Raw genomic sequence first — 21337 nt, 5'->3', positions numbered from 1 at the left:
GTCTTTTTGTCATATAATTTAGCCCGCTAGCTAACAGCCCGCTCAAGAGATTTTTTGGTATGACAACGATTATCAAACAAGATGACTTGATTACATCAATCAAGGACGCCCTACAGTTTATTTCGTACTATCACCCGCAAGACTTTATCCAAGCGATGAGCCGTGCTTATGATCGCGAAGAAAACAAAGCTGCAAAGGATGCAATTGCACAGATTTTAATTAACTCTCGCATGTGTGCGGAAGGTCATCGTCCAATTTGCCAAGATACTGGTATTGTTAACGTTTTCCTTGAAGTGGGCTTAGATGTTAAATTTGATTTAACAATGAGCTTAGACGATGCAGTAAATGAAGGTGTTCGCCAAGGTTACCTTGAAAACAGCAACGTTCTTCGCGCATCTGTTCTTGCTGACCCTGCATTTGGTCGTAAAAATACAAAAGACAACACCCCTGCCGTTATTCACTACAAACTCGTACCAGGTAACAAAGTAGATATTACAGTTGCTGCTAAAGGTGGCGGTTCAGAAAACAAATCTAAACTTGCGATGCTTAACCCATCTGACTCGATTGTTGACTGGGTTCTTAAAACTGTTCCAACTATGGGTGCAGGTTGGTGTCCTCCTGGTATGCTCGGTATCGGTATTGGTGGTACTGCTGAAAAAGCCATGATGCTTGCGAAAGAAGCACTCATGGAAGAAATCAACATGGACGAATTACTTCGCCGTGGACCAGAGAACAAAATCGAAGAACTTCGTATCGAAATCTTTGAAAAAGTAAACGCTCTTGGTATTGGTGCACAAGGTCTTGGCGGTTTAACCACTGTTCTTGATATTAAAATCAAAGACTACCCATGTCACGCTGCTGGCAAACCAGTAGGTATGATTCCTAACTGCGCTGCGACTCGTCACGCTCACTTCCAGCTTGATGGTTCAGGTGTAGCGCATATTCAAGCACCAAAACTTGAAGACTACCCATCTGTAACTTGGGATGCTTCACAATCTAAACGTGTAAACCTTGATACCATTACTCAAGAAGAAATGGATTCTTGGAAACCGGGCGACACATTACTTCTTAGCGGTACAATGTACACAGGTCGTGACGCTGCACATAAACGTATGGTTGAAATGATCGACAACGGTGAAGAATTACCGGTTGATCTTAAAGGTAAGTTTATTTACTACGTTGGTCCTGTTGATCCGGTACGTGATGAAGTGGTTGGTCCTGCGGGTCCTACAACGGCTACACGTATGGACAAATTCACACGTAAAGTACTCGAGCATACTGGTCTATTCGGTATGATTGGTAAAGCTGATCGTGGTCCTACAGCAATTGAAGCAATCAAGGACAACAAAGCAACTTACCTTATGGCAGTTGGCGGTGCAGCTTACCTCGTATCTAAAGCTGTTCGCGAAGCTGAAGTGGTTGCATTTGCAGACTTGGGTATGGAAGCAATCTACAAATTTGTAGTGGAAGATATGCCTGTATCTGTTGCAGTTGATGTAAACGGTACATCAATTCACGCAGTAGCTCCAAAAATCTGGCAAGCGAAAATTGGTAAAATTCCAGTAGTCGATGCCGCAGCTGGCTAATCAAGAAAAGCACCGGATTCGGTGCTTTTTTTATGCCTTTTAATATTTTTTTGAAATTGAAAAGAATTGTAACAATTGGTTCGCCAATCTGTGCTATTAATGAATATACCCACCCGCCCTACACTGCATATAGGTCATTTCATGACTATTCGCCCTATTCTTAAAAATCTTTCAATCAGTCTCTGCCTAAGCTGTATTACCACAAGCTTATTTGCTTCTCCTGCCAAGTTAAGTTCAGTAAAAGAACTCATGCAAATGAGCCAAATTGATTATCTATTGAAAGAATCAATCAATGAGTTAACGCCTTACTATGATCAACAAGCTGAACAGATCATTAGCAATATTACCGGCATCAAAACTTTAGGCCCGAAAGAAAAAGAGGCAGCGAAAAAGTTAGGCTTACTTTTAAAAGATTCGAGTAACCAGCTGATTAGCAGCCCTAAAACGACTCAAGCCTTACAAGATATTTATTTAAAAACGTATACCGAAGAAGAAATCCAAGCAAATTTAAAGTTTTTGAAAACCCCAGAAGGTCAATCAATTACCCGTAAAAATGTACAGATTATGGGGCAAATTTCAGAATATATGATGGAATTAGGACAGCAAACTTTTAATGACCCTAAAGCACGAGATCATATGCAAGAAGAAATGCTAAAAATTATTGCACCCTTAATGAAAGATAAAGAAAAGTCTTAACTTTTCTTTATCGACCTCAAATTGTTACCACGTTAAAGGGTTCCACAATTTAAATGGTTTTATCAGATGTACATCTGACTTTTCATTATATTTAGCAGGTTTTAATTCTTGGGGCTTATGACGTATTTTTCCTGAAGCATCTTCAGCAACAAAATTGTAGCTAGAAGATTTAAGCTCGGTAAATGCAATTTCTCTACGACCAATATTATCTTGCATTAACATAAATGGACCCGTGTGCTCACTACGGTCCATTTTATTTTCTTCATCATACTTCAAATAATAAGATGCGCCTGCATCTACCGTAATATCGATATATTTAGGTTCTTGAAAATGAATCCCCAACAAAGGGCGGCTTGCTGAAATACGGTAAGTTCCTGCTGGCAGTTCAATCCAGTAATAATGGTTATGCAATAAACTTGGAATTCGTTTACCATTTACAAATAAATTGATGGCTGCAATTTCTTGACGATTCCATTTCGTGTCTGGACGGTAAAGATAGACAACTGCTGCCTGCTCATTTTGAGGTTTAACTGGCGCAAATGTCTGACCTAACTTTTGATTTACCCATCCCCCTACAGTGAAGCCCCCTAAACGATATTGATCCAATAAACCGGGTTCTTTATCAACATCAACTTTAGGTAAAGTGGCGGTCAGCTCACCTGAATTCTTTTCTAAGTGTGATGAACTTTGGCAACCTGCAAGTAATGCGGCACAACTTAAAGCAATAATTAAATAACGCATGACATCCCTCAAAGCGTTTTCTTTTGATTTTTCTATATCGCAAAACTATGCGTATTTTGTTTTTTTAGATTAACACCACCTACATGAATTGAAAACAAAAAAAGCATGAATCACCGAGGCAATTCATGCTTTTTAGATGAATGAAATCTAAGCAGACTTCGAATCAATTACTTTTAAATCTGCCTTAGCAACACTTTCATGTGTTACTGCTTCTTTAGGCTGACGTTCTGACTTATAAACAGGTTCAGCTTCACCATTAATGACTGCTTCATTAATGAAAACTGTTCCTACATCTGTACGGCTTGGCAAGTCATACATCGTTTCAAGTAAAACATTTTCCAAAATCGAACGTAGGCCACGAGCTCCGGTATTACGCTCAAGCGCTCGCTTAGCCACTGCACGTAAAGCTGAATCTTCAAATACGAGGTCAACATTTTCCATATTGAACAGGTATTGATACTGACGAGTTAATGCATTTTTCGGTTCAGTTAGAATTTGCATTAATGCTTCTTCATCAAGCTCTTCAAGCGTTGCAATCACTGGTAAACGGCCAATGAATTCTGGAATTAAACCAAATTTAACTAAATCAGTTGGCTCAACTTGACGGAATAATTCAGCAAGTTTTTTGGTTTCATCTTTGTTTTTAACATCAGCCGTAAAGCCAATTCCACCTTTCTCTTGACGCTGTTGTACAATTTTTTCCAGTCCAGCAAACGCACCACCACAAATAAATAGGATATTTGAGGTATCAATTTGAATGAACTCTTGCTGTGGATGCTTACGTCCACCTTGTGGTGGAATTGAGGCTACAGTACCTTCAATCATCTTAAGCAAAGCTTGTTGTACACCTTCACCAGACACGTCACGAGTAATCGACGGATTTTCAGATTTACGTGTAATCTTGTCGATTTCATCAATGTAGATAATGCCCTTTTGAGCTTTTTCTACATCGTAATCTGCTTTTTGCAAAAGCTTTTGTACGATATTTTCAACGTCTTCGCCAACATAACCCGCTTCCGTCAAAGTAGTCGCATCTGCCATTGCAAACGGCACATCTAACAAACGAGCCAATGTTTGAGCAAGTAATGTTTTACCTGAACCGGTAGGCCCAATCAGTAGAATGTTACTTTTAGCAATTTCCACATCTTTAGACACATGACCAGATTGCCCGACTTTCAAACGCTTATAATGGTTATAAACGGCAACAGATAATGTCTTTTTGGCAAGATCCTGACCAATTACATATTGATCAAGCGCAGCACGTATTTCATGTGGTTTTGGCAATGCCTTGCTCGCCCAGTCACCTGCTTCAACCTGTTGGCTGGTTTGTACAAGGTCTAAGCAGACATCTACACACTCATTACAAATATATGCGTCCTCGCCCGCAATCAGTTTCCCGACTTCAGACTGCGTTTTACCGCAAAATGAACAATGTTTTTGTCCTTGAGGATGTTCGGACATATTCTCTCCACAAATAGAATCTTAAATATGAGGGCAAGCGATAGGGTTAAATGACTATATGGAGGCGTTTTCCAACAACTCAAGCCACTTAATATTTTCCCTTATGGACGCTTACTTAATACCTGATCGACCAAGCCATATTCTTTTGCTGCTTGTGCAGTCATAAAGTTATCACGATCGGTATCACGAGCAATCGTGTCATAGTCTTGACCACTGTGTTCTGCCATCAAACGGTTCAAGCGCTCTTTAATAAATAAAATTTCACGAGCATGAATTTCAATATCTGATGCTTGACCACGGAATCCACCTAATGGTTGGTGAATCATTACACGTGCATTTTCAAGGCAATAGCGTTTACCTTTAGCACCAGCATTTAATAAGAATGCGCCCATAGATGCAGCCTGCCCCATACAGTATGTCACTACATCAGGTTTAATAAATTGCATCGTGTCATAAATCGCCATACCAGCAGTGACCGAACCACCTGGCGAGTTAATATAAAGATGGATATCTTTATCTGGGTTTTCAGCTTCCAAGAACAACATTTGGGCAACAATCAAATTTGCCATGTTGTCTTCAACTTCACCAGTTAGAAAAATGACGCGCTCACGTAAAAGTCGTGAATAAATATCAAAAGAACGTTCGCCGCGAGAAGATTGTTCAACCACAACAGGAACTAAAGCATTTTCAATTGTTGGAACATACATACGTTATTTATTCCTAAATTTTTTGTGACTTAACCTATGGCAACAATATGCGGGATAATTTCTCAAATTGCAAAAGGTTCGCACTGAAATATTATATTATTTATACCTAAGTACTTAAGACGTACTCAAATTAACCATATACCTAAAAATGAAAAAGGCGCCTAAAGCGCCTTTTCCTGACTTCTCAAAAGATTAGCCCATACGGCGAGCTTGTTGTTCTTTCAATAAATCTTCGTAAGATACTGCTTTGTCAGTCACTTTAGCAGAAGCTAAGATGTGATCAACAACTTGATCTTCTAACACAACAGCTTCAATTTGAGCGCGTTGTTGAGCATCATTTTTGAAGTATTCAATCACTTCAGTTGGATCTTCATAAGAAGAAGCCATGTCGTCGATGTAAGCATCAACACGTGCTTGGTCAACTTCAAGTTTAGCATCAGCTAATACTTTGCTTACCAATACGCCAAGCTTAACAGAACGTTCTGCTTGTTCTTTGAACAATTCGTCAGGAAGCATGCTCTTGTCAAAAGATTGCGCGCCTGCACCACCAAATTGTTGAGTGAACTGTTGAACCATTTGTTGACGTTGACGGTCAATTTCTTGAGCAACCATTGCAGCTGGAACTTCAATTTCGTTAGCAGCAACAAGAGCATCAAATGCAGCTTGTTTAACTTGGTTACGTAAACCATTGCGAACTTCACGTTCCATGTTTTTACGAACGTCAGCTTTTAATTTTTCAATGCCTTCTTCTTCAGAAACACCGAAGATTTTTAAGAATTCAGCATCAATCTCTGGAAGTTTAGGCTTTTCAACTTGCTTCACAGTGATTTTGAACTGAGCTGCTTTACCCGCTAAGTTTTCAGCTTGGTAATCTTCAGGGAAAGTTACATCAATAACTTTCTCTTCACCAGCTTTCATGCCAATGATGCCGTCTTCGAAGCCAGGAATCATACGGCCTGAACCTAACACAAGTTTAAAGTCTTCAGCAGAACCGCCTTCGAACTTCTCACCGTCGATAGAACCTTCGAAGTCAAAAGTCACTTGCATGTCTTTTTTCGCCATACCCTTGGTTACAGCCCAAGTTTGACGTTGCTTTTGCAAGTTTTCGATCATAGTGTCAACGTCAGCGTCTTTAATTTCAGCTGTTTTACGTTCAACTTCCAAACCGTCAAATGCTTTTACTTCAACTTCAGGATAAACTTCTACAGTTGCTTCAAAAACTAAAGCATCTTCTTTATGTTCAACTTTCTCAATGTTCGGCATACCTACCGCATTGATTTTTTCTTGTTGAATTGCTTCAAATACGCTGTCACGAATGATGTCATTCACAACTTCTTGATAAATACTTGCACCGTATTCGCGGCGAACAACGTTTGCAGGTACTTTGCCCGGACGGAAGCCGTTGATCTTCACAGTTTTGGCAGTGCGCTTCAAACGAGCTTCAAATTGCTCGTTAATACGGCTCGTCGGTACAGAAACATTTAAACGACGGGCAACGCCCGAAACCGCTTCAGTCGTTACTTGCATGGCTTCCTCGATAAAAATTAGTTAGTAGGAACAGTTTTTAAAAAAGTGCTGTATTATATGACAACTTTTAAGATATACAAAATTAACCGATCAGATCATAAAATTGAAGGACGTATTTTTAGGAAATTTCAGAGTAATTTTATGATTTTTTAATTTTTTTTAATGCAACGTTAAGCAAAAGTAATTTTTTAACTATTCTTTACAAATCTAAAATTACAATTAATTTTAATAAAGTTATCGTTTTTGCAAACAGTTAAGTTTAATCAATCAATTAGAGCTATTTTGCAACTAAAAGTGATTAAAACTTTCACATTTCCTTCACAATTCTATCGGCAAATCCAATTAACACAAACTGTACATATAAATAAGAATTATTATTCGCATAACGTTTATATTTAAGTCCTGAAAGTCATGTCATTGATTAGAACACGTAAAAAAATTGTTTCCTCTGCAATCGCCTCATCTCTCTCGATGATAGCAACAACAGCCATGGCGCAAGAAGCAGTTTCACAATTACCAACAATTCATACTAAAGCGACTCAAGAAGAATCTTTAAAAGTAGATCAGTCTGCAAACTCTAAATTCGTAGCTCCTCTAAAAGACACACCAAAATCAGTCTCTATTCTTTCTCAAAAATTAATTAAAGATACAAACTCTAATACCCTACTCGAAGCGTTACGCTATGAACCTGGTATTACATTAGGTGCTGGTGAAGGCGGTACCCCGTTTACAGATATGCCTTACATTCGTGGTTATAGCGGTCAATCTTCTATTTATGTAGATGGTGTTCGTAATACAACTTCTCAGAATCGAGATATGTTTGCTATTGAGCAAGTTGAAGTCATTAAAGGATCTTCTTCTGCTCTTGGTGGTGGTGGTAGCGTTGGGGGCAGTATTAACCTCATCCCTAAAGTTGCTCATGAAGGTGATGTATATCAAGGTAGTGTTCAAAGCGGTACCGACAACTATCGTCATATTCAATTAGATGCGAACAAAGATTTTGGTAACGGTATTGCTGGCCGTGTAGTAATTATGGGCCACGAAAATGAGAAAGCCGGCCAAAGTAATGGTGCTGAATATAAACGTGTAGGTATTGCTCCAAGTATTACTTTTGGCTTAGATACAGCAACACGCGGAACACTAAGCTACTATTATTTACGTAGCAATGATGAACCTGATGCAGGCATTCCTTTTAACAATGCAAACCCAGCAAAGCCTCCTGTTGGGGTTACAGTAACACCTGGGGATGGTAAGCCTGTTGATGTAAAAGCTGGAACTTATTATGGTTGGAAAGCACGTGATTTTGACAAACGTGAAAACCATATCGGTACCTTTAAATTAGAACATGACTTTAATGAAAACCTGACGTTATCGAATATAGCGACTTACAACAAATCTAAATCAGATTATGTTTATACCAACGCAGATGACTCAAAAGGTAACATTTATAGAGGTACGGTTGCTCGTCGTGCTTTAAGTCGTATTCTCGATACCGATGCATATAGTGATCAACTTTCCCTAAGAGGCAAATTTAATACTGGTTCATTAAAGCATTCTTTTAATGTCGGTACTGAATGGAGCTTCCAAGAAACAGATCAAGGTGTACATACTTTTACTAATGCTGCTGGTGAAACCACATCGACCATTTTAGACAGCAATATTCAAAACTGTACTTCAGCTGCTGCTGTGGCAAATGGCTGGTGTACAAGTTTAAATAATCCAGGCAATGGTGCCTTCACAGATAAGCGTGGATCTATCACAGCACAATCGACCACTCGTAGTCACAATGTAGGCATTTATGCTTTAGACAGTATTGAATTTAATCCCCAATGGTTACTTAACTTAGGTGTGCGTTGGGATAAATTTGAAACTGAGAAAAAATATAATAAGGATGTAGATGGACGTACTCCTCATAAAGCTGGTGATAAATTAGAAAGCGATACAGACTACTTCTCTTACCAAGCTGGTTTAGTTTTTAAACCAACAGAAGATGGTAGTATTTATTTAAGCTATGCTACGTCAGCAAACCCAGTAGGTGTGCTTGCTGAGGGTGACACAGGTTCAGATTCTATTAGCGACTCAGGTACTGCAAGTGCGAGTGCAAATGCTCTCAAGCCAGAAGAAGCACGTACTTTCGAGTTAGGTACAAAATGGGACTTATTTAATAACCGTGCGAACTTAACAGCAGCAGTTTTCCGTACTGAAAAGCAAAATACACGTATCCAAATTGACCCTACTACAACTGCCAATGCAGGTAAAAGTAAAGTTGATGGATTTGAAATTAGTCTGAACGGAAAAATTACCGATAAGTGGGATGTTTCTACAGGCTATAGCTATTTAGATAGTGAAATTACCGAAGCTGCCTATAATGCAGTTGCTCAAGAAGGTAAACCTCTCCCATTTGTAGCGAAAAACAGCGCTACCCTATGGTCTACTTACCGAGTAATGCCTCAATTGACTCTAGGTGCTGGTGTTGAATATCGCGATCAAGTTTTTGTGAACACAACTGCTCCGAAATATCTGCCAACCTATACCATTTACAATGCTATGGCTAAATATGATGTTAATAAGAATGTGAATTTGCAGCTTAATATCAACAATATCTCTGATAAGCGCTATTTCACTAGTGCGCATGCAGCTCACTACGCATTTGAAGGTAATGGTCGTAATGCTGTCTTAGCGATTAACTTTAAATACTAAGGATAAATTCCATAATTTATTTATGGAATTAATTAAAGTTCATATAAAATAGCCTCGTCATGAGGCTATTTTTACAAATGAAGTATCTATTAAAAAGGTGTTTGCCGTGATTCATCATATCCCCAATGTTTTAAGCAAAGAGCAAGTTGCCGAGTTTCGTAAGCTCATGGAAGAAGCCAATTGGGTAGGTGGAAAAGTGACTGCTGGCACCTTGTCTGCTTCGGTGAAAAGAAATCAGCAACTCTCAGAACAAGACCCCCTTACTCATCATTTAAGTGATATCGTCATCAAAGCAATTTGGCAAAATCCTTTGTTTCAGGCCGCGGCCCTGCCTCACAAAATTATTCCACCGCTTTTTAATCGTTATGATGAACATGAAAGTTTTGGTTTTCATGTAGACAACTCAATTCGCCTTATTCGTGGTACAGCGGAACAAATTCGTACAGATCTATCATGTACATTATTTTTAAGTGAGCCAGATGAATATGAAGGTGGTGATCTGGTTATTGAAGATACCTATGGTTATCACGAAGTTAAATTACCTGCTGGTGACGTAGTTCTCTACCCATCTACCAGTCTACATGAAGTGAGTAGTATTACAGAAGGTACTCGTTTTGCTTCCTTTTTCTGGGTTCAAAGTTTAGTACGTGACGATAGTAAACGGCATCTTTTATTTAGTTTAGATGAAAGTATTCGTGAACTCCGTAAATCACATGGTGATAGCTATTCTGAAGTCATGAAATTAACTAATATTTATCACAACCTAATCCGTATGTGGTCAGAGCTGTAACACTATTTATTTTTGCCTTATTTGAGCTAATTAATTATTTTTATCTCAATAAGGCAAAATAATGAAAATTATTTTCGACAAAATATAAAACAATGCAAAATTAGAAAATTATTTTCTAAACACTGAAATTAAAATCTCTATAAGACTTTTGCACAACGTGTAATCATCGTTTAGATGTGGTATATCTAAACAATAAGCATATTTGCAAACCACCAAACTTACTATTTCATGGTCTATAGATGAAAACGAATTACTTGTTTGCCCAGCCTACTCAAGCAAGACATCATCTCGAACTCCTGATGCTGCGCCTCGCGCGCGTATAAATTTTTGTCTGTATTTTAGAGCAGACCTTTTCAAATTCCCTTTAATTTTTCTGTATTAGATACCATATATAACTGTAGACGTTGCCTTTCACACGATACTTAACGCAACCGTGCTACGAGATAAGGAGTTTTCTCATGATGTTGGCTGACCCTAGCAAAAAATACCGCCGTATGTACCAGCGAGTCGATTTACCAGACCGCCAATGGCCAAATAATGAAATTACAAAAGCGCCAATCTGGATGAGCACGGATTTACGTGATGGTAACCAAGCAATTTTTGAACCGATGAACATGGAACAAAAGTTCAAAATGTTCAAAATGCTTGTAAAAATCGGTTTTAAACATATTGAAATCGGCTTCCCTTCTGCATCTCAAATTGACTTCGATTTTACTCGTATGTTGATCGAAGAAAATCATATTCCTGATGACGTATACATTGAAGTATTGGTTCAGGCACGTGACCATTTAATTGAGCGTACTTTCGAAGCTTTAGCAGGTGCTAAGCGTGCAATTGTGCATATTTATAACTCTAACTCTCCAACCTTCCGTCAAAAAGTGTTGAATGTAGATGTTAATGGCGCAAAACAGTTGGCGGTGAATGCAGCTCAGAAAGTGAAAGAATATGCTGCGCAATATCCTGAAACTGACTGGATTTTCCAGTATAGCCCAGAATGCTTCTCTGCAACTGAATTAGAAGTAGCAAAAGAAGTCTGTGATGCGGTTACAGAAATTTGGGATGCACGCCCAGATCATAAAGTTATTTTGAACTTACCTGCGACTGTCGAAGTTTCCACACCAAATGTTTATGCAGACCAAATCGAATGGATGCATCGTAATTTGGCACGTCGTGATGGCGTGATTATTTCCGTTCACTGTCACAATGACCGTGGCTGTGGTATTGCTGCATCAGAACTTGCCATTATGGCAGGTGCCGACCGTGTGGAAGGCTGCGTATTTGGTAACGGCGAACGTACCGGTAACGTTGACGTTGCAGCAATTGCATTGAACATGTACACCCAAGGTGTAGCGCCAGAATTAGATTTCTCTAATATTAATGAAGTCATTGCAACGGTTGAAGAATGTACTGGTTTACCTGTACACCCTCGTCATCCATATGCAGGTGACTTGGTATTTACTGCATTCTCTGGTTCGCATCAGGACGCAATCAAAAAAGGCTTTGAATACCAGAAAAACGAAGAAATCTGGGATATGCCTTACTTACCAATCGACCCGAAAGATTTGGGCCGCGACTATGATGCTGTCATTCGTGTAAATAGTCAGTCTGGTAAAGGCGGTATCGCTTACTTATTAGAATCAAACTATAACGTTGTATTGCCTCGTCGTTTACAAATCGAATTTAGTCAGGTTGTTCAACAATATACTGATGAGAATGGTACAGAGATTAGTGCTAAACAAATCTGGACTTTATTTAAAGACACGTATGTTGAAGTGAAAAACCATCATTACACGGTCAAAAATTATAAGTTATCTGACATTAATGGTACTCAAATTATTGAACTTGAGATTGATGTTGAAGGTGAAACTCAACAATTACGTGGCGAAGGTAATGGTCCTATCTCTGCATTCTTAAATGCACTTCAATTACCAATTGATGTATTGAACTACGAAGAACGCAGTATTAGTTCAGGTGCAAATGCCAAAGCATTAACCTTAATTGAACTTCAAGTGAAAGGTACAGGCAGAGGCTCATTTGGTGCAGGTGTTCACGACAACACAATCACTTCATCTATTGAAGCTATTATTGCATGTACCAACCGTTTGATTGATCAAGGTGTTTTAAGTACAGATCAGGTTGTTGCCGCCGCTGTTTAATTAAAAAAAAGACTTTGGAAAGGATACCTAGCTTGGTATCCTTTCTTTTTATTCCTGAAAGATTTAAAAGGCGAAATGTTCCCGTGTCTTTTCCAGCTGACTCAGTGGGGTTAGTCACTCCGCAAAAGTTCCAATTTGAAGAACCCTTACATCTTGAATGTGGCCGTGTTTTACCGCGCTTTGAGTTAATGGTTGAAACTTACGGCACTTTAAATGCAGATAAATCAAATGCGATTTTAATCTGCCATGCCCTTTCCGGACATCATCATGCAGCGGGTTATCACCATGAAGATGATAAAAAAGCTGGATGGTGGGATAGCTGTATTGGCCCGGGTAAGGCAATCGACACAAATAAATTTTTTGTAGTTGCACTCAACAATATTGGTGGATGTAGCGGATCGACCGGTCCAACTTCACCAAATCCTGAAAATGACAATCGCCCTTATGGACCAGATTTCCCATTAGTAACGGTACGCGACTGGGTTAAAACTCAAGCCATGCTTTCTGATCGTTTAGGAATAAGCGTTTGGTATGCAGTCGTTGGCGGTTCATTAGGGGGCATGCAAGCACTACAATGGTCGGTAGATTACCCTGACCGTTTACAAAAATGTGTCGTTATTGCCAGTGCGCCAAAGCTTTCAGCACAAAATATTGCGTTTAACGAAGTGGCACGTCAGTCAATTCTGTCTGACCCGGACTTCCATCATGGTCGTTATTTGGAAAATGATAGCTATCCAAAACGTGGTTTGATTTTAGCTCGTATGGTCGGCCATATTACCTATCTTTCTGAAGAAGCCATGAAACAAAAATTTGGTCGTGATTTAAAATCCGGCAAGTTTATGTATGGTTTTGATGTCGAGTTTCAGGTTGAAAGTTATCTGCGTTATCAAGGTGAACAGTTTAGCCGTAACTTTGATGCCAATACTTATCTAATTATGACCAAAGCTTTGGATTACTTTGATCCTTCGCGTGAGTACGGCCATTCGCTTACAGAAGCGATGAGTAAGACCAAATGTCAGTTCCTGATTGTCTCATTCACCACTGACTGGCGTTTTGCACCAAGCCGTTCACAAGAAATTGTAGATGCACTCATTACCAATCATAAGCCGGTAAGTTACCTCGATATTGATGCTGAACAAGGTCATGACTCGTTTTTATTCCCGATTCCACTGTATGTCAAAACACTGCGCGCTTTCTTAGGCGGTGAAGAACATTTAAAATCGACATCACTGGAGGCAAGCTAATGCGTATTGATCAACAACTGGCAGAAAAGTGGATTAAACCCGGCTCTAGCGTACTCGATTTAGGGTGTGGTGACGGTGAATTACTCGCTCATATGAGCCAAAAGCATCAAATTCGTGCTTATGGTTTAGAAATTGATCAAGAAAAGATTGCAATTGCCGTCAGTCGCGGGTTAAATATTATTCAACAAGATTTGAATCTCGGTTTGAGCCGTTTTGCCGACCAGTCTTTTGACTATGTGGTTATGGCACAGGCTTTGCAAGCCGTAGATGCACCCGATGTTTTATTAAGAGACATGGTGCGTGTGGGTAAACAGGCTATTATTACTTTTCCAAACTTTGCGCATTGGAAGACTCGCTCTTTTCTAGCATTAAAAGGGATGATGCCTGTATCGGATGCTCTACCATATATGTGGTATAACACCCCCAACATTCATTTATGTACGTTTAAAGATTTCGAAGCACTATGTGCGGAAAATCAAATACAAATTATTAATCGACTCGCCGTCAATGGAAACCAGCAGGGAAGCCTGTTAAGCAAACATGTTCCGAATTTGTTTGGTGAAGTCGCTATTTATCGAGTGAGTGCACTATGAAAAAGACATTATTTAGCACACTAATTGCAGGACTGCTAAGTATGCAGGCTCATGCAGATTATATCGCCCAGCCACAATCGGTTGCGAGCCAAGCTGCGCGCTTCTCCACAATGGGGATTCATGACCTTCAAAAAGCGGCTCAAGCTGGTCAAGCTGGAGCACAGTTTTATCTTGGTACACGTTATCAATACGGCAAAGATGTAGCAAAAGACGATAAACAAGCATTTGCATGGTTTAAAGCTGCTGCTGATCAAGGTCTTTCACCTGCGCAATTAAATGTTGGCCGTATGTATGCAGATGGTATTGGCGTTAAGAAAGACGAAGCTATGGCTCGTAAATATTTCGAAAAAGCGGCAAGTAACGGCGATAACCGTGCAAGCTATAACCTTGCGATGATGGAAGAGCAAAAGAAAAACTACGTAGGTGCTTACCAGTGGTATGAACTTTCAACTCGTGATGGCATGCTCGACAATAAAGTGATTAGCTTATCTGAAGGTAAAAAGACGGCTCTTGCTGCAAACTTAACTCAAGAGCAAATCCGTATGGCACGTGACCGCGCGGATAAATGGATTCAAGCACAATAATCTTGCTTAGATCTATTGAAAGATCTAAAAACCGACTTGTGAGAGTCGGTTTTTTTATTGCGATAGTTCTTTTCTGTATCATATAAAAAACCGTAAGGCTAATTTTGCTGTTAAATCAGTACTTATAGAGAATAGAAAATTAATGTTTAATAAGAATGAATTTAAACTGTCAATTTATATCAGTATTTTTATTATAGTTAGTGGTCTTATTATATTTCAGATACTAAAGCCATTCTTTTTCGATCATTCTCAAATGTTAAATTTCACGATTCAAATTACTTCTTATAAAAATGGCTATACACAAAAGGATTTCATGAAAGAGTTAGAACAAATAAATTCAGCAGCTTATGGGATGTATGAGTCTGATTACTTTTTCCCGTTTATCACAACCCATCTACAACGTGAAACGATCTTGATGCTACCAACACTCAGAAAGAATACAGATACCGAAATCAGTGATATACAAATAAAGTCAAACAATAAATTTCATTTTCAACTCCCTCTTTATTCCCAAGAGCATTTTTACCCTATCTCTTATATTGACTTCAATCTCCCTTCAATTTTTGGAGGTGTAACTTTTGATTGCAAAAGTAAGCTCCCACAACAAACATCTTTGATCGAGACAGAAAACTATACAGCCCGAATCATTTTTAATAGGAAAAAATGTTCTATTCAATCATATTCATAATTCAGCTATATAATTTTTAAAATGGGTTAAAATACGCAAAATTTAGATCGGTTTATCTTATGTCTACCCCACATTGGTTTGATCAGGGCTCTTTAGTCCTTGCAAGTAACAACAAAGGTAAAGTCGCAGAGTTTGAAAAACTTTTTGAACAGCTCAAGTTACCTGTAGAAATTATTCCTCAAGGTCGCCTTAATATTCCCGACGCCATTGAAGACGGCTTAAGCTTTATTGAAAATGCCATTATTAAAGCGCGTTATGCCTCTAAAATTTCAGGGAAACCTGCTATGGCTGATGACTCCGGTATTTGTGTTCCGGTTTTAGGGGGTGCACCTGGTATTTATTCAGCACGTTATGCTGGAGAACATGGTGACGATGCAGCGAATAATGCCAAATTATTAAATGACCTTTTGCCATTTCGTAAAAATGGTGAAGCGATTGAAGGTATGTTTGTGTGCGTACTTGCTTTAGTGACTCATGCGGAAGATCCATTGCCACAAATTTTCCAAGGCATCTGGCATGGTGAAATTTTAGAAGCGCCACGTGGTGAAAATGGTTTTGGTTATGACCCACTGTTCTGGTTGCCTGAGCTACAAGTTTCTAGCGCTGAGTTGTCTAAAGAAGAAAAAAATAAGATTAGTCATCGTGGACAAGCGATGCAGTTATTTAGAGAGAGCTTGCAGAAGTAAAACTTTATATAGCATTTATTTAGTTTAACGTTAAAGCCATTTGCTATCGTGCTAGGCGACATGGATGTCGCCCGTCGAACTGCGACATCAAGGATGTGTCGTCAGTTCGACAAATGGTTTTGTTACTTTTGACGAAACAAAAGTAAATATTGCCTATATACACAAAATAAGCATATAACCACTATTAAAAGGCTGTCTGATCTAAACATCTTACTTAGAAATAAAGATGTAAAAACACTGCATAAATCGCAATACACACACAACTCACAATCGTCCCTGAAGCGATATAAGCCGCAGATCTACCCGTGCCTTGATAATGGGTTTCCAGAGCTACAATATTGGCTGCTGGCGGCAGACAGAACATTAAAAACATTACACCGATGTGCTGATTTATATTTGGAATCGGCAAAAATCTATAACTTAATCCACAAAGTACAAATCCACAGGCCACTTTAAATGCTTGAGCTTTTGTACTGTAAATTAAATCTTTTGTATAAACTCTGGTACGGCGCAGCCACATTCCAAGCACACACATACCTGCAAAAGTCATTGCAAATTTAGCAACCTCATAAACCCAATGTATAGCAGAGCTTTCGATATGCTGGGCCCCTAAAAGTCTGAGCACAACAGCACAGAATATCGATATACAAGGCGGAGAAGTTAAAACCTTTTTTAATATATTGAGCTTACTTTGCGGTGCCGTAGTAACGGCAGTCACAGCCCAAGCATTGCCAAAAAGCGACATTCCAATATATAAAGCAACAATTGGAGCAGTTGCTTCAGGACCGAATAAAGCCATAGCGAAAGGAAAACCAAGCCACCCCATGTTGGTATAACTTACGCAAAGCGCCAATAAGCGGTCTTTAAATAAAGCCAAATAAGCAAAGAAAATAATGAACGCCGAACCAAAACTAAAAAGCATTAAGCTCAAGCTCCCCGATTGATAAAAGACCATGTTGTAAATAATCACAATCGGAATCAGGAGTCGTGCAAGCCAAGCTGAGAGAATAGGTTTTACGGTTTCTGAAATGGAGGTCTGAGCAAGTAGAAGTCCTGTGATAAATGCCAATACAGGCAGTAATAATGCCACGCTCTCTCCTCTCGCTCGTCAAAATCAGCTTGTTATGCTACACCTTTTGATTTTGAAATGTATGATCTATTTCAAGTAAATTCGTCTAAGAACGAAGCTCGATAAAATTTAAAAATCCTCCCAAAAAATATTTTTAAAAATCTGATCGTAAGTGTCTACTTATAAATATTGTCTTAAAAATGAAATATAAATGTCACATTCCTGTCATGGCAACCTGTTGATATAAAGCGAACTAAAAAGAGGTATAAAATCATGGCTGGTTTATCTATTTGGCATGTCGTTATTTTCGCAATTGTCGTTATTTTATTGTTCGGTACATCTAAGCTAAAAAATATCGGTAAAGATGTAGGCGGTGCAGTAAGAGATTTTAAAAAGTCAGTTCGTGAAGAAGACGAAGCTGCATCTTTAAATAGCCCTCGTACAATTGATGCACAAGTTAAAACATCTGAAAGCACATCAGTGAAAAGCTAAAGGTTTGACCCATGCTTGATGTAGGAATGACAGAGTTACTCTGTTTTGCAATTATTGCAATTTTAGTTTTAGGTCCAGAGAAGCTTCCGGAAGCTGCACGCTTTGCAGGTCGCTGGTATGTTCGACTAAAACGCTATATTACGAATCTGCAAAACGAGATTGATCAGGAGCTACGTCTGTCTGAGTTCCGCAAAGAAATGCAAGAGGAACTTAACCGTATTGAAGCATTGGAACGTAAAGTACAACAACAGCTTGAAGAAATACAAAAACAGCAGGTTTCAGAAACTTTAGAAACAACTGAAACAGCTAAAACAACACAAAAGCCTATTTGGAAATGTACTCCTATATCGGGCCATTACAAAGTGCCGTATCTGACTAAAGTTACGCCTTTGGCTCCTCAAACTGATATTTCAGAAACATCTCCTGTTGAATTGAAGATTGCCGTATGAACCAACTGCCTTCAACCGCTGTAAATAGTCAAGAAAACCTAGACCAAATGCCAATCATGAATCATTTGGTGGTTTTAAGACGTCATTTATTTAGGATTGTAGGGGTAACATTATTCTTATTTTTTTGTTTACTGCCCTTTCGAAATCATACTTATCAATTATTATCTGAGCCTCTAAGGTTACAACTTCCTGCCTCATCTTCCATGATTGCAACGGATGTTACAGCAACCTTTATGGCGCCATTTAAACTTAATTTATTTGTTGCGCTCATGCTGGCAATGCCATTTATTCTTTATGAAATATGGTCTTTTGTTCGCCCGGCGCTTTATCAAAAAGAGCGTCATTTAGCGCTGCCGTTACTGATTGGTAGTATTATTTTATTTTATGCAGGTGTCGCTTTTGCTTATTACATTACCCTGCCTGCCATATTACATTTCTTTATTAGCGTTTCACCTGAAACAGTAGCACCAATGACCGACATTAATAGTTATTTAAGCTTCTGCTTAAAGCTATTTTTAGTGTTTGGTGTCACTTTTGAAATTCCTATCGCGACCTTGCTACTCATTTTGATTGGTGTGGTAAATACGCAAAGCCTTGCTGAAAAAAGACGTTTTATTATTGTAGGATGTTTCTTTGTAGCGATGTTCATTACCCCACCCGATGCGATTTCGATGGTGATGCTAGCAATTCCAATGTGGCTACTTTTCGAAATAGGCTTACTCTTCGGCAAAATTCTTGAAAAGAGAAAAACCCATTCTGCTGAATAAAAATAATATAAAAAAGCCTGAACTTCTAAGTTCAGGCTTTTTTATGTAGAACGCTTTTTAATCTACAAAGCAATAAACTGTCTTCAAAGTGACTTAAAAATGTAAGAAAAGTGTCATTCTCAATCCATAGAATCGACTCAACAAATATACACACAAAAGTTACGGATTTATTATGACCACTGCTTCTAACCACCCAACACGTCGCGATATTTTAAAATGGTTTACGGGGATCCCTTTTCTTCCATTAGGTGCGATGGCTACGGCAGCAACGTTAGCAGGTTGTAACGATAGCGATAACGACTCATCTATTGTCACTCCGTCAAAGCCAATTAACTTTAAGAATGCAACGTTCACTTCAATGCCAGCTCCTTCAACGGTAGCAGATATTGCCACAACAGCATGTGCATCAAAACTTGCTATTTCATGGGAAGACGGCAGCAAAACAGAATATCAACTCGCTTACAAACCATTCTTCTTAACAGGTACAGAAGTGCCTGATGGTAAAGGAGGAAAAGTCATCGCGGGTGGTTATTACGATATTAATAATAAGCCAATTATTGATAAATCAGTTGCAGGTAAAGAACGTCAATTCTTCTCTGACTGCCCAGATGGTAGTTCTCTCATTAGTTTCAAACAAGCAACAGGCAAAGATTTCACAGATGCTGACAAGAAAGCATTAGGTGTAACCGGTAACCCAGTGTTCCATGTGGTTCAATTTGAATATTTATCAAAAGACCAAAATGGTGGTGATACTTACGGTAAATTATCATCTCCGATTGCTGTCTTGACTTTAGATCAAGATCCAAAGACAGGTCACTTAACTTTAATTAAATACCATAACGTTGATACTTCAAGTGCACATGGGCTATGGATTACTTGTGGTGCAAGTTTATCTCCATGGGGAACTCATCTTTCTAGTGAAGAATACGAACCAGATGCTTTTGACCAAAAATTAGGTCAATCACTTTCAACACTTAAAGCCTTCAGTAAAAATATATATGGCGATGAAAACATTGCCAATCCATATAACTATGGCCACTTGCCAGAAATTACCGTAAATGCAGATGGTACTGGTCGCGTTACAAAGCACTATTGTTTAGGCCGTATTTCACACGAACTTGTACAGGTTTTCCCGGATAACCGCACTGTGTTAATGGGTGATGACTATACCAACGGCGGCCTATTTATGTTCGTTGCAGATAAGGAGAAAGATTTATCTGCAGGTACACTCTACGTTGCAAAATATACAACAGTACTTAGTGATACAACGACTGGTCAGATTTCTTGGATCAGACTTGGTCATGCAACAAGTGCCGAGATTGAAAACCTCATCAAGAGCGGCATTAAAGGAACTGATATTTTTGAGTCAGTTCTACAAATTGCTAAATATCCAAGCGATGCAACAACAGCAGAGAAAGAGGCTATTGATGCAGGCGACAAAGGTACTCCTGAACAACAAGCTTTAGCCAAAGCTGCAAAAGAGCGTTTAAAACTACAACAAGCTGCCCAAAAAGCAGAATTGGACGCTCAAGGTTTTAAATTTACTTATTTAAGTAAAACTGGTGTATATCTCAAGCTTAAAGATAATAGCGACAGAACTAAACTTGCAGCGGCTTTCCTTGAAACACACCGTTATGCTGCTTACATGGGTGCTTCAATGGCATTGACCAAAAACGAAGGCACAACAGTAAATATTGCAGATAAAAAAGCTTATTCGGCTTTAGCTAATATTGTCGATTCAATGGTTGAAGGTGGTAGCGGTTATCTTGCTGAGCACAACGTTAAATTCCCGAAAATCACTGCTGGTGGTATTTTGGAGCACACATTAACTGGTGGCCAGAAAGACAGCTCAAATGTTGCAATCAATAGTGAGTGGGTACCTAGCCAATCTAACCTTCTCATTAAAGGTAAAGATATTAGCTTTGACAGCTTAGGGAACACCGCTGACCCAGAGCAAATTGCTAGCCCTGATAACTTGAAGTTCTCAGAAAAACTTCGCACTTTATTTATCGGCGAAGACTCTGGTAACCACTTAAATAACTTCTTATGGGCTTATAACGTTGATACCAAACAGCTCATCCGTATTTTATCTACACCGGCAGGTGCTGAATCGACGGGTCTACATGCAGTCGACGAGGTAAATGGTTGGACTTACATCATGAGTAACTTCCAGCATCCTGGAGACGAATGGAACCGTTTCTATAAAGAAAAAGATGGTGTTCGTACTGGTATTAGCGCAGATTTACTTGCTCAAATTGATACTGCAATTAATACAAATTACAGTAATAAATTTGCAGCAGCAGTTGGCTATATCACTGCCGACCCAATTGCACCATCTGTTGTGAAGAAATAATTTCTTTCAACACTATAAAAGAGGCCTGCTTTATGCAGGTTTCTTTTA

The 21337-nt window shown here is 39.0% G+C and carries 19 protein-coding genes; 14 read left to right on the top strand and 5 right to left on the bottom strand.

Annotation, left to right across the window (positions count from 1 at the left end; all coding sequences use genetic code 11):
• Positions 1 to 59 precede the first annotated feature (59 nt).
• Together EGS71_RS15620 and EGS71_RS15615 are read left to right on the top strand one after the other, a co-directional pair.
• The gene (locus tag EGS71_RS15620; protein WP_000207468.1) at positions 60 to 1586 is read left to right on the top strand and encodes a fumarate hydratase; all 1527 of its coding nucleotides are present in this window, start codon (positions 60 to 62) and stop codon (positions 1584 to 1586) included.
• Positions 1587 to 1727: 141 nt separating this feature from the next.
• Entirely contained in the window at positions 1728 to 2282 is a 555-nt protein-coding gene (locus tag EGS71_RS15615; RefSeq protein WP_000155519.1) for a DUF2059 domain-containing protein, read from the top strand.
• A 24-nt stretch (positions 2283 to 2306) separates the two neighbouring features.
• Here the strand turns inward: EGS71_RS15615 and EGS71_RS15610 are convergent, their stop codons facing one another.
• The 4 genes from EGS71_RS15610 to tig all read right to left on the bottom strand — a co-directional run bounded on the left by EGS71_RS15610 (position 2307) and on the right by tig (position 6718).
• The gene (locus EGS71_RS15610) at positions 2307 to 3023 is read right to left on the bottom strand and encodes a DUF2846 domain-containing protein (protein ID WP_001269736.1); all 717 of its coding nucleotides are present in this window, start codon (positions 3021 to 3023) and stop codon (positions 2307 to 2309) included.
• A 147-nt stretch (positions 3024 to 3170) separates the two neighbouring features.
• Positions 3171 to 4484: an ATP-dependent Clp protease ATP-binding subunit ClpX gene (clpX, locus tag EGS71_RS15605; RefSeq protein ID WP_001289250.1), complete on the bottom strand. Its 1314-nt coding sequence runs from the start codon at positions 4482 to 4484 to the stop codon at positions 3171 to 3173.
• 101 nt (positions 4485 to 4585) lie between these two features.
• Complete coding sequence (gene clpP / locus EGS71_RS15600) at positions 4586 to 5191, bottom strand: ATP-dependent Clp endopeptidase proteolytic subunit ClpP (RefSeq protein WP_000289452.1); 606 nt, start codon at positions 5189 to 5191, stop codon at positions 4586 to 4588.
• A gap of 192 nt (positions 5192 to 5383) precedes the next feature.
• Positions 5384 to 6718 (bottom strand): trigger factor, encoded by a 1335-nt coding sequence (tig, locus tag EGS71_RS15595; protein WP_001198432.1) that lies wholly within the window; start codon positions 6716 to 6718, stop codon positions 5384 to 5386.
• Between the two features lie 411 nt (positions 6719 to 7129).
• Between tig and EGS71_RS15590 the strand changes: the two genes are divergently transcribed.
• The 8 genes from EGS71_RS15590 (at position 7130) to rdgB (ending at position 16159) form a co-directional block, all read left to right on the top strand.
• Positions 7130 to 9418: a TonB-dependent receptor gene (locus tag EGS71_RS15590; protein ID WP_002013915.1), complete on the top strand. Its 2289-nt coding sequence runs from the start codon at positions 7130 to 7132 to the stop codon at positions 9416 to 9418.
• Positions 9419 to 9524: 106 nt separating this feature from the next.
• Complete coding sequence (locus EGS71_RS15585) at positions 9525 to 10208, top strand: Fe2+-dependent dioxygenase (RefSeq protein WP_000581256.1); 684 nt, start codon at positions 9525 to 9527, stop codon at positions 10206 to 10208.
• A 458-nt stretch (positions 10209 to 10666) separates the two neighbouring features.
• The gene (gene leuA, locus EGS71_RS15580) at positions 10667 to 12364 is read left to right on the top strand and encodes a 2-isopropylmalate synthase (protein WP_000978840.1); all 1698 of its coding nucleotides are present in this window, start codon (positions 10667 to 10669) and stop codon (positions 12362 to 12364) included.
• Between the two features lie 83 nt (positions 12365 to 12447).
• Complete coding sequence (metX, locus tag EGS71_RS15575; RefSeq protein WP_000009640.1) at positions 12448 to 13608, top strand: homoserine O-succinyltransferase MetX; 1161 nt, start codon at positions 12448 to 12450, stop codon at positions 13606 to 13608.
• Positions 13608 to 14201, top strand: coding sequence for a methionine biosynthesis protein MetW (gene metW, locus EGS71_RS15570; protein ID WP_001217230.1), 594 nt, complete (start codon positions 13608 to 13610; stop codon positions 14199 to 14201). The genes metX and metW overlap by 1 nt, the downstream gene beginning before the upstream one ends.
• Positions 14198 to 14785, top strand: coding sequence for a tetratricopeptide repeat protein (locus EGS71_RS15565; RefSeq protein WP_000751692.1), 588 nt, complete (start codon positions 14198 to 14200; stop codon positions 14783 to 14785). Before metW ends, EGS71_RS15565 begins: the two co-directional genes overlap by 4 nt.
• Before the next feature lie 313 nt (positions 14786 to 15098).
• Positions 15099 to 15473, top strand: coding sequence for a hypothetical protein (locus EGS71_RS15560; protein ID WP_223237490.1), 375 nt, complete (start codon positions 15099 to 15101; stop codon positions 15471 to 15473).
• A gap of 59 nt (positions 15474 to 15532) precedes the next feature.
• Positions 15533 to 16159: an RdgB/HAM1 family non-canonical purine NTP pyrophosphatase gene (gene rdgB / locus EGS71_RS15555; protein WP_000106727.1), complete on the top strand. Its 627-nt coding sequence runs from the start codon at positions 15533 to 15535 to the stop codon at positions 16157 to 16159.
• Positions 16160 to 16373: 214 nt separating this feature from the next.
• On the opposite strand, the gene EGS71_RS15550 is transcribed toward rdgB, so the two are convergent.
• A complete protein-coding gene (locus EGS71_RS15550; protein ID WP_001196411.1) occupies positions 16374 to 17249 on the bottom strand; it encodes an AEC family transporter in 876 nt (291 codons plus the stop codon).
• A gap of 252 nt (positions 17250 to 17501) precedes the next feature.
• Here EGS71_RS15550 and EGS71_RS15545 point away from each other — a divergent pair, with 252 nt between their 5' ends.
• The 4 genes from EGS71_RS15545 (at position 17502) to EGS71_RS15530 (ending at position 21289) form a co-directional block, all read left to right on the top strand.
• The gene (locus tag EGS71_RS15545) at positions 17502 to 17720 is read left to right on the top strand and encodes a Sec-independent protein translocase subunit TatA (protein WP_000908081.1); all 219 of its coding nucleotides are present in this window, start codon (positions 17502 to 17504) and stop codon (positions 17718 to 17720) included.
• A gap of 11 nt (positions 17721 to 17731) precedes the next feature.
• Complete coding sequence (gene tatB / locus EGS71_RS15540) at positions 17732 to 18169, top strand: Sec-independent protein translocase protein TatB (protein WP_000887767.1); 438 nt, start codon at positions 17732 to 17734, stop codon at positions 18167 to 18169.
• The gene (tatC, locus tag EGS71_RS15535) at positions 18166 to 18936 is read left to right on the top strand and encodes a twin-arginine translocase subunit TatC (protein WP_001072722.1); all 771 of its coding nucleotides are present in this window, start codon (positions 18166 to 18168) and stop codon (positions 18934 to 18936) included. The genes tatB and tatC overlap by 4 nt, the downstream gene beginning before the upstream one ends.
• Before the next feature lie 172 nt (positions 18937 to 19108).
• On the top strand, positions 19109 to 21289 hold the full coding sequence (locus EGS71_RS15530; RefSeq protein WP_000205460.1) for a PhoX family protein: 2181 nt from the start codon (positions 19109 to 19111) through the stop codon (positions 21287 to 21289).
• The last annotated feature ends 48 nt before the right edge of the window (positions 21290 to 21337 follow it).

Origin of the sequence: Acinetobacter sp. FDAARGOS_559 (assembly GCF_003940475.1) — a bacterium.
Classification (GTDB): Bacteria; Pseudomonadota; Gammaproteobacteria; order Pseudomonadales; family Moraxellaceae; genus Acinetobacter; species Acinetobacter baumannii.
The sequence above is the reverse complement of the archived record's forward strand: the minus strand, read 5'-3'. Positions and strand labels throughout refer to the sequence as shown.

What these genes read in the sequence shown, in the direction of transcription:
- EGS71_RS15530 (WP_000205460.1), top strand. Translation starts at nt 19,109, where the DNA reads ATGACCACTGCTTCTAACCACCCAACACGTCGCGATATTTTAAAATGG.
- clpP (WP_000289452.1), bottom strand. Translation starts at nt 5,191, where the DNA reads ATGTATGTTCCAACAATTGAAAATGCTTTAGTTCCTGTTGTGGTTGAA.
- tig (WP_001198432.1), bottom strand. Translation starts at nt 6,718, where the DNA reads ATGCAAGTAACGACTGAAGCGGTTTCGGGCGTTGCCCGTCGTTTAAAT.
- EGS71_RS15565 (WP_000751692.1), top strand. Translation starts at nt 14,198, where the DNA reads ATGAAAAAGACATTATTTAGCACACTAATTGCAGGACTGCTAAGTATG.
- clpX (WP_001289250.1), bottom strand. Translation starts at nt 4,484, where the DNA reads ATGTCCGAACATCCTCAAGGACAAAAACATTGTTCATTTTGCGGTAAA.
- tatB (WP_000887767.1), top strand. Translation starts at nt 17,732, where the DNA reads ATGCTTGATGTAGGAATGACAGAGTTACTCTGTTTTGCAATTATTGCA.
- leuA (WP_000978840.1), top strand. Translation starts at nt 10,667, where the DNA reads ATGATGTTGGCTGACCCTAGCAAAAAATACCGCCGTATGTACCAGCGA.
- metW (WP_001217230.1), top strand. Translation starts at nt 13,608, where the DNA reads ATGCGTATTGATCAACAACTGGCAGAAAAGTGGATTAAACCCGGCTCT.
- EGS71_RS15615 (WP_000155519.1), top strand. Translation starts at nt 1,728, where the DNA reads ATGACTATTCGCCCTATTCTTAAAAATCTTTCAATCAGTCTCTGCCTA.
- EGS71_RS15590 (WP_002013915.1), top strand. Translation starts at nt 7,130, where the DNA reads ATGTCATTGATTAGAACACGTAAAAAAATTGTTTCCTCTGCAATCGCC.
- rdgB (WP_000106727.1), top strand. Translation starts at nt 15,533, where the DNA reads ATGTCTACCCCACATTGGTTTGATCAGGGCTCTTTAGTCCTTGCAAGT.
- tatC (WP_001072722.1), top strand. Translation starts at nt 18,166, where the DNA reads ATGAACCAACTGCCTTCAACCGCTGTAAATAGTCAAGAAAACCTAGAC.
- EGS71_RS15560 (WP_223237490.1), top strand. Translation starts at nt 15,099, where the DNA reads ATGAAAGAGTTAGAACAAATAAATTCAGCAGCTTATGGGATGTATGAG.
- EGS71_RS15610 (WP_001269736.1), bottom strand. Translation starts at nt 3,023, where the DNA reads ATGCGTTATTTAATTATTGCTTTAAGTTGTGCCGCATTACTTGCAGGT.
- EGS71_RS15545 (WP_000908081.1), top strand. Translation starts at nt 17,502, where the DNA reads ATGGCTGGTTTATCTATTTGGCATGTCGTTATTTTCGCAATTGTCGTT.
- EGS71_RS15620 (WP_000207468.1), top strand. Translation starts at nt 60, where the DNA reads ATGACAACGATTATCAAACAAGATGACTTGATTACATCAATCAAGGAC.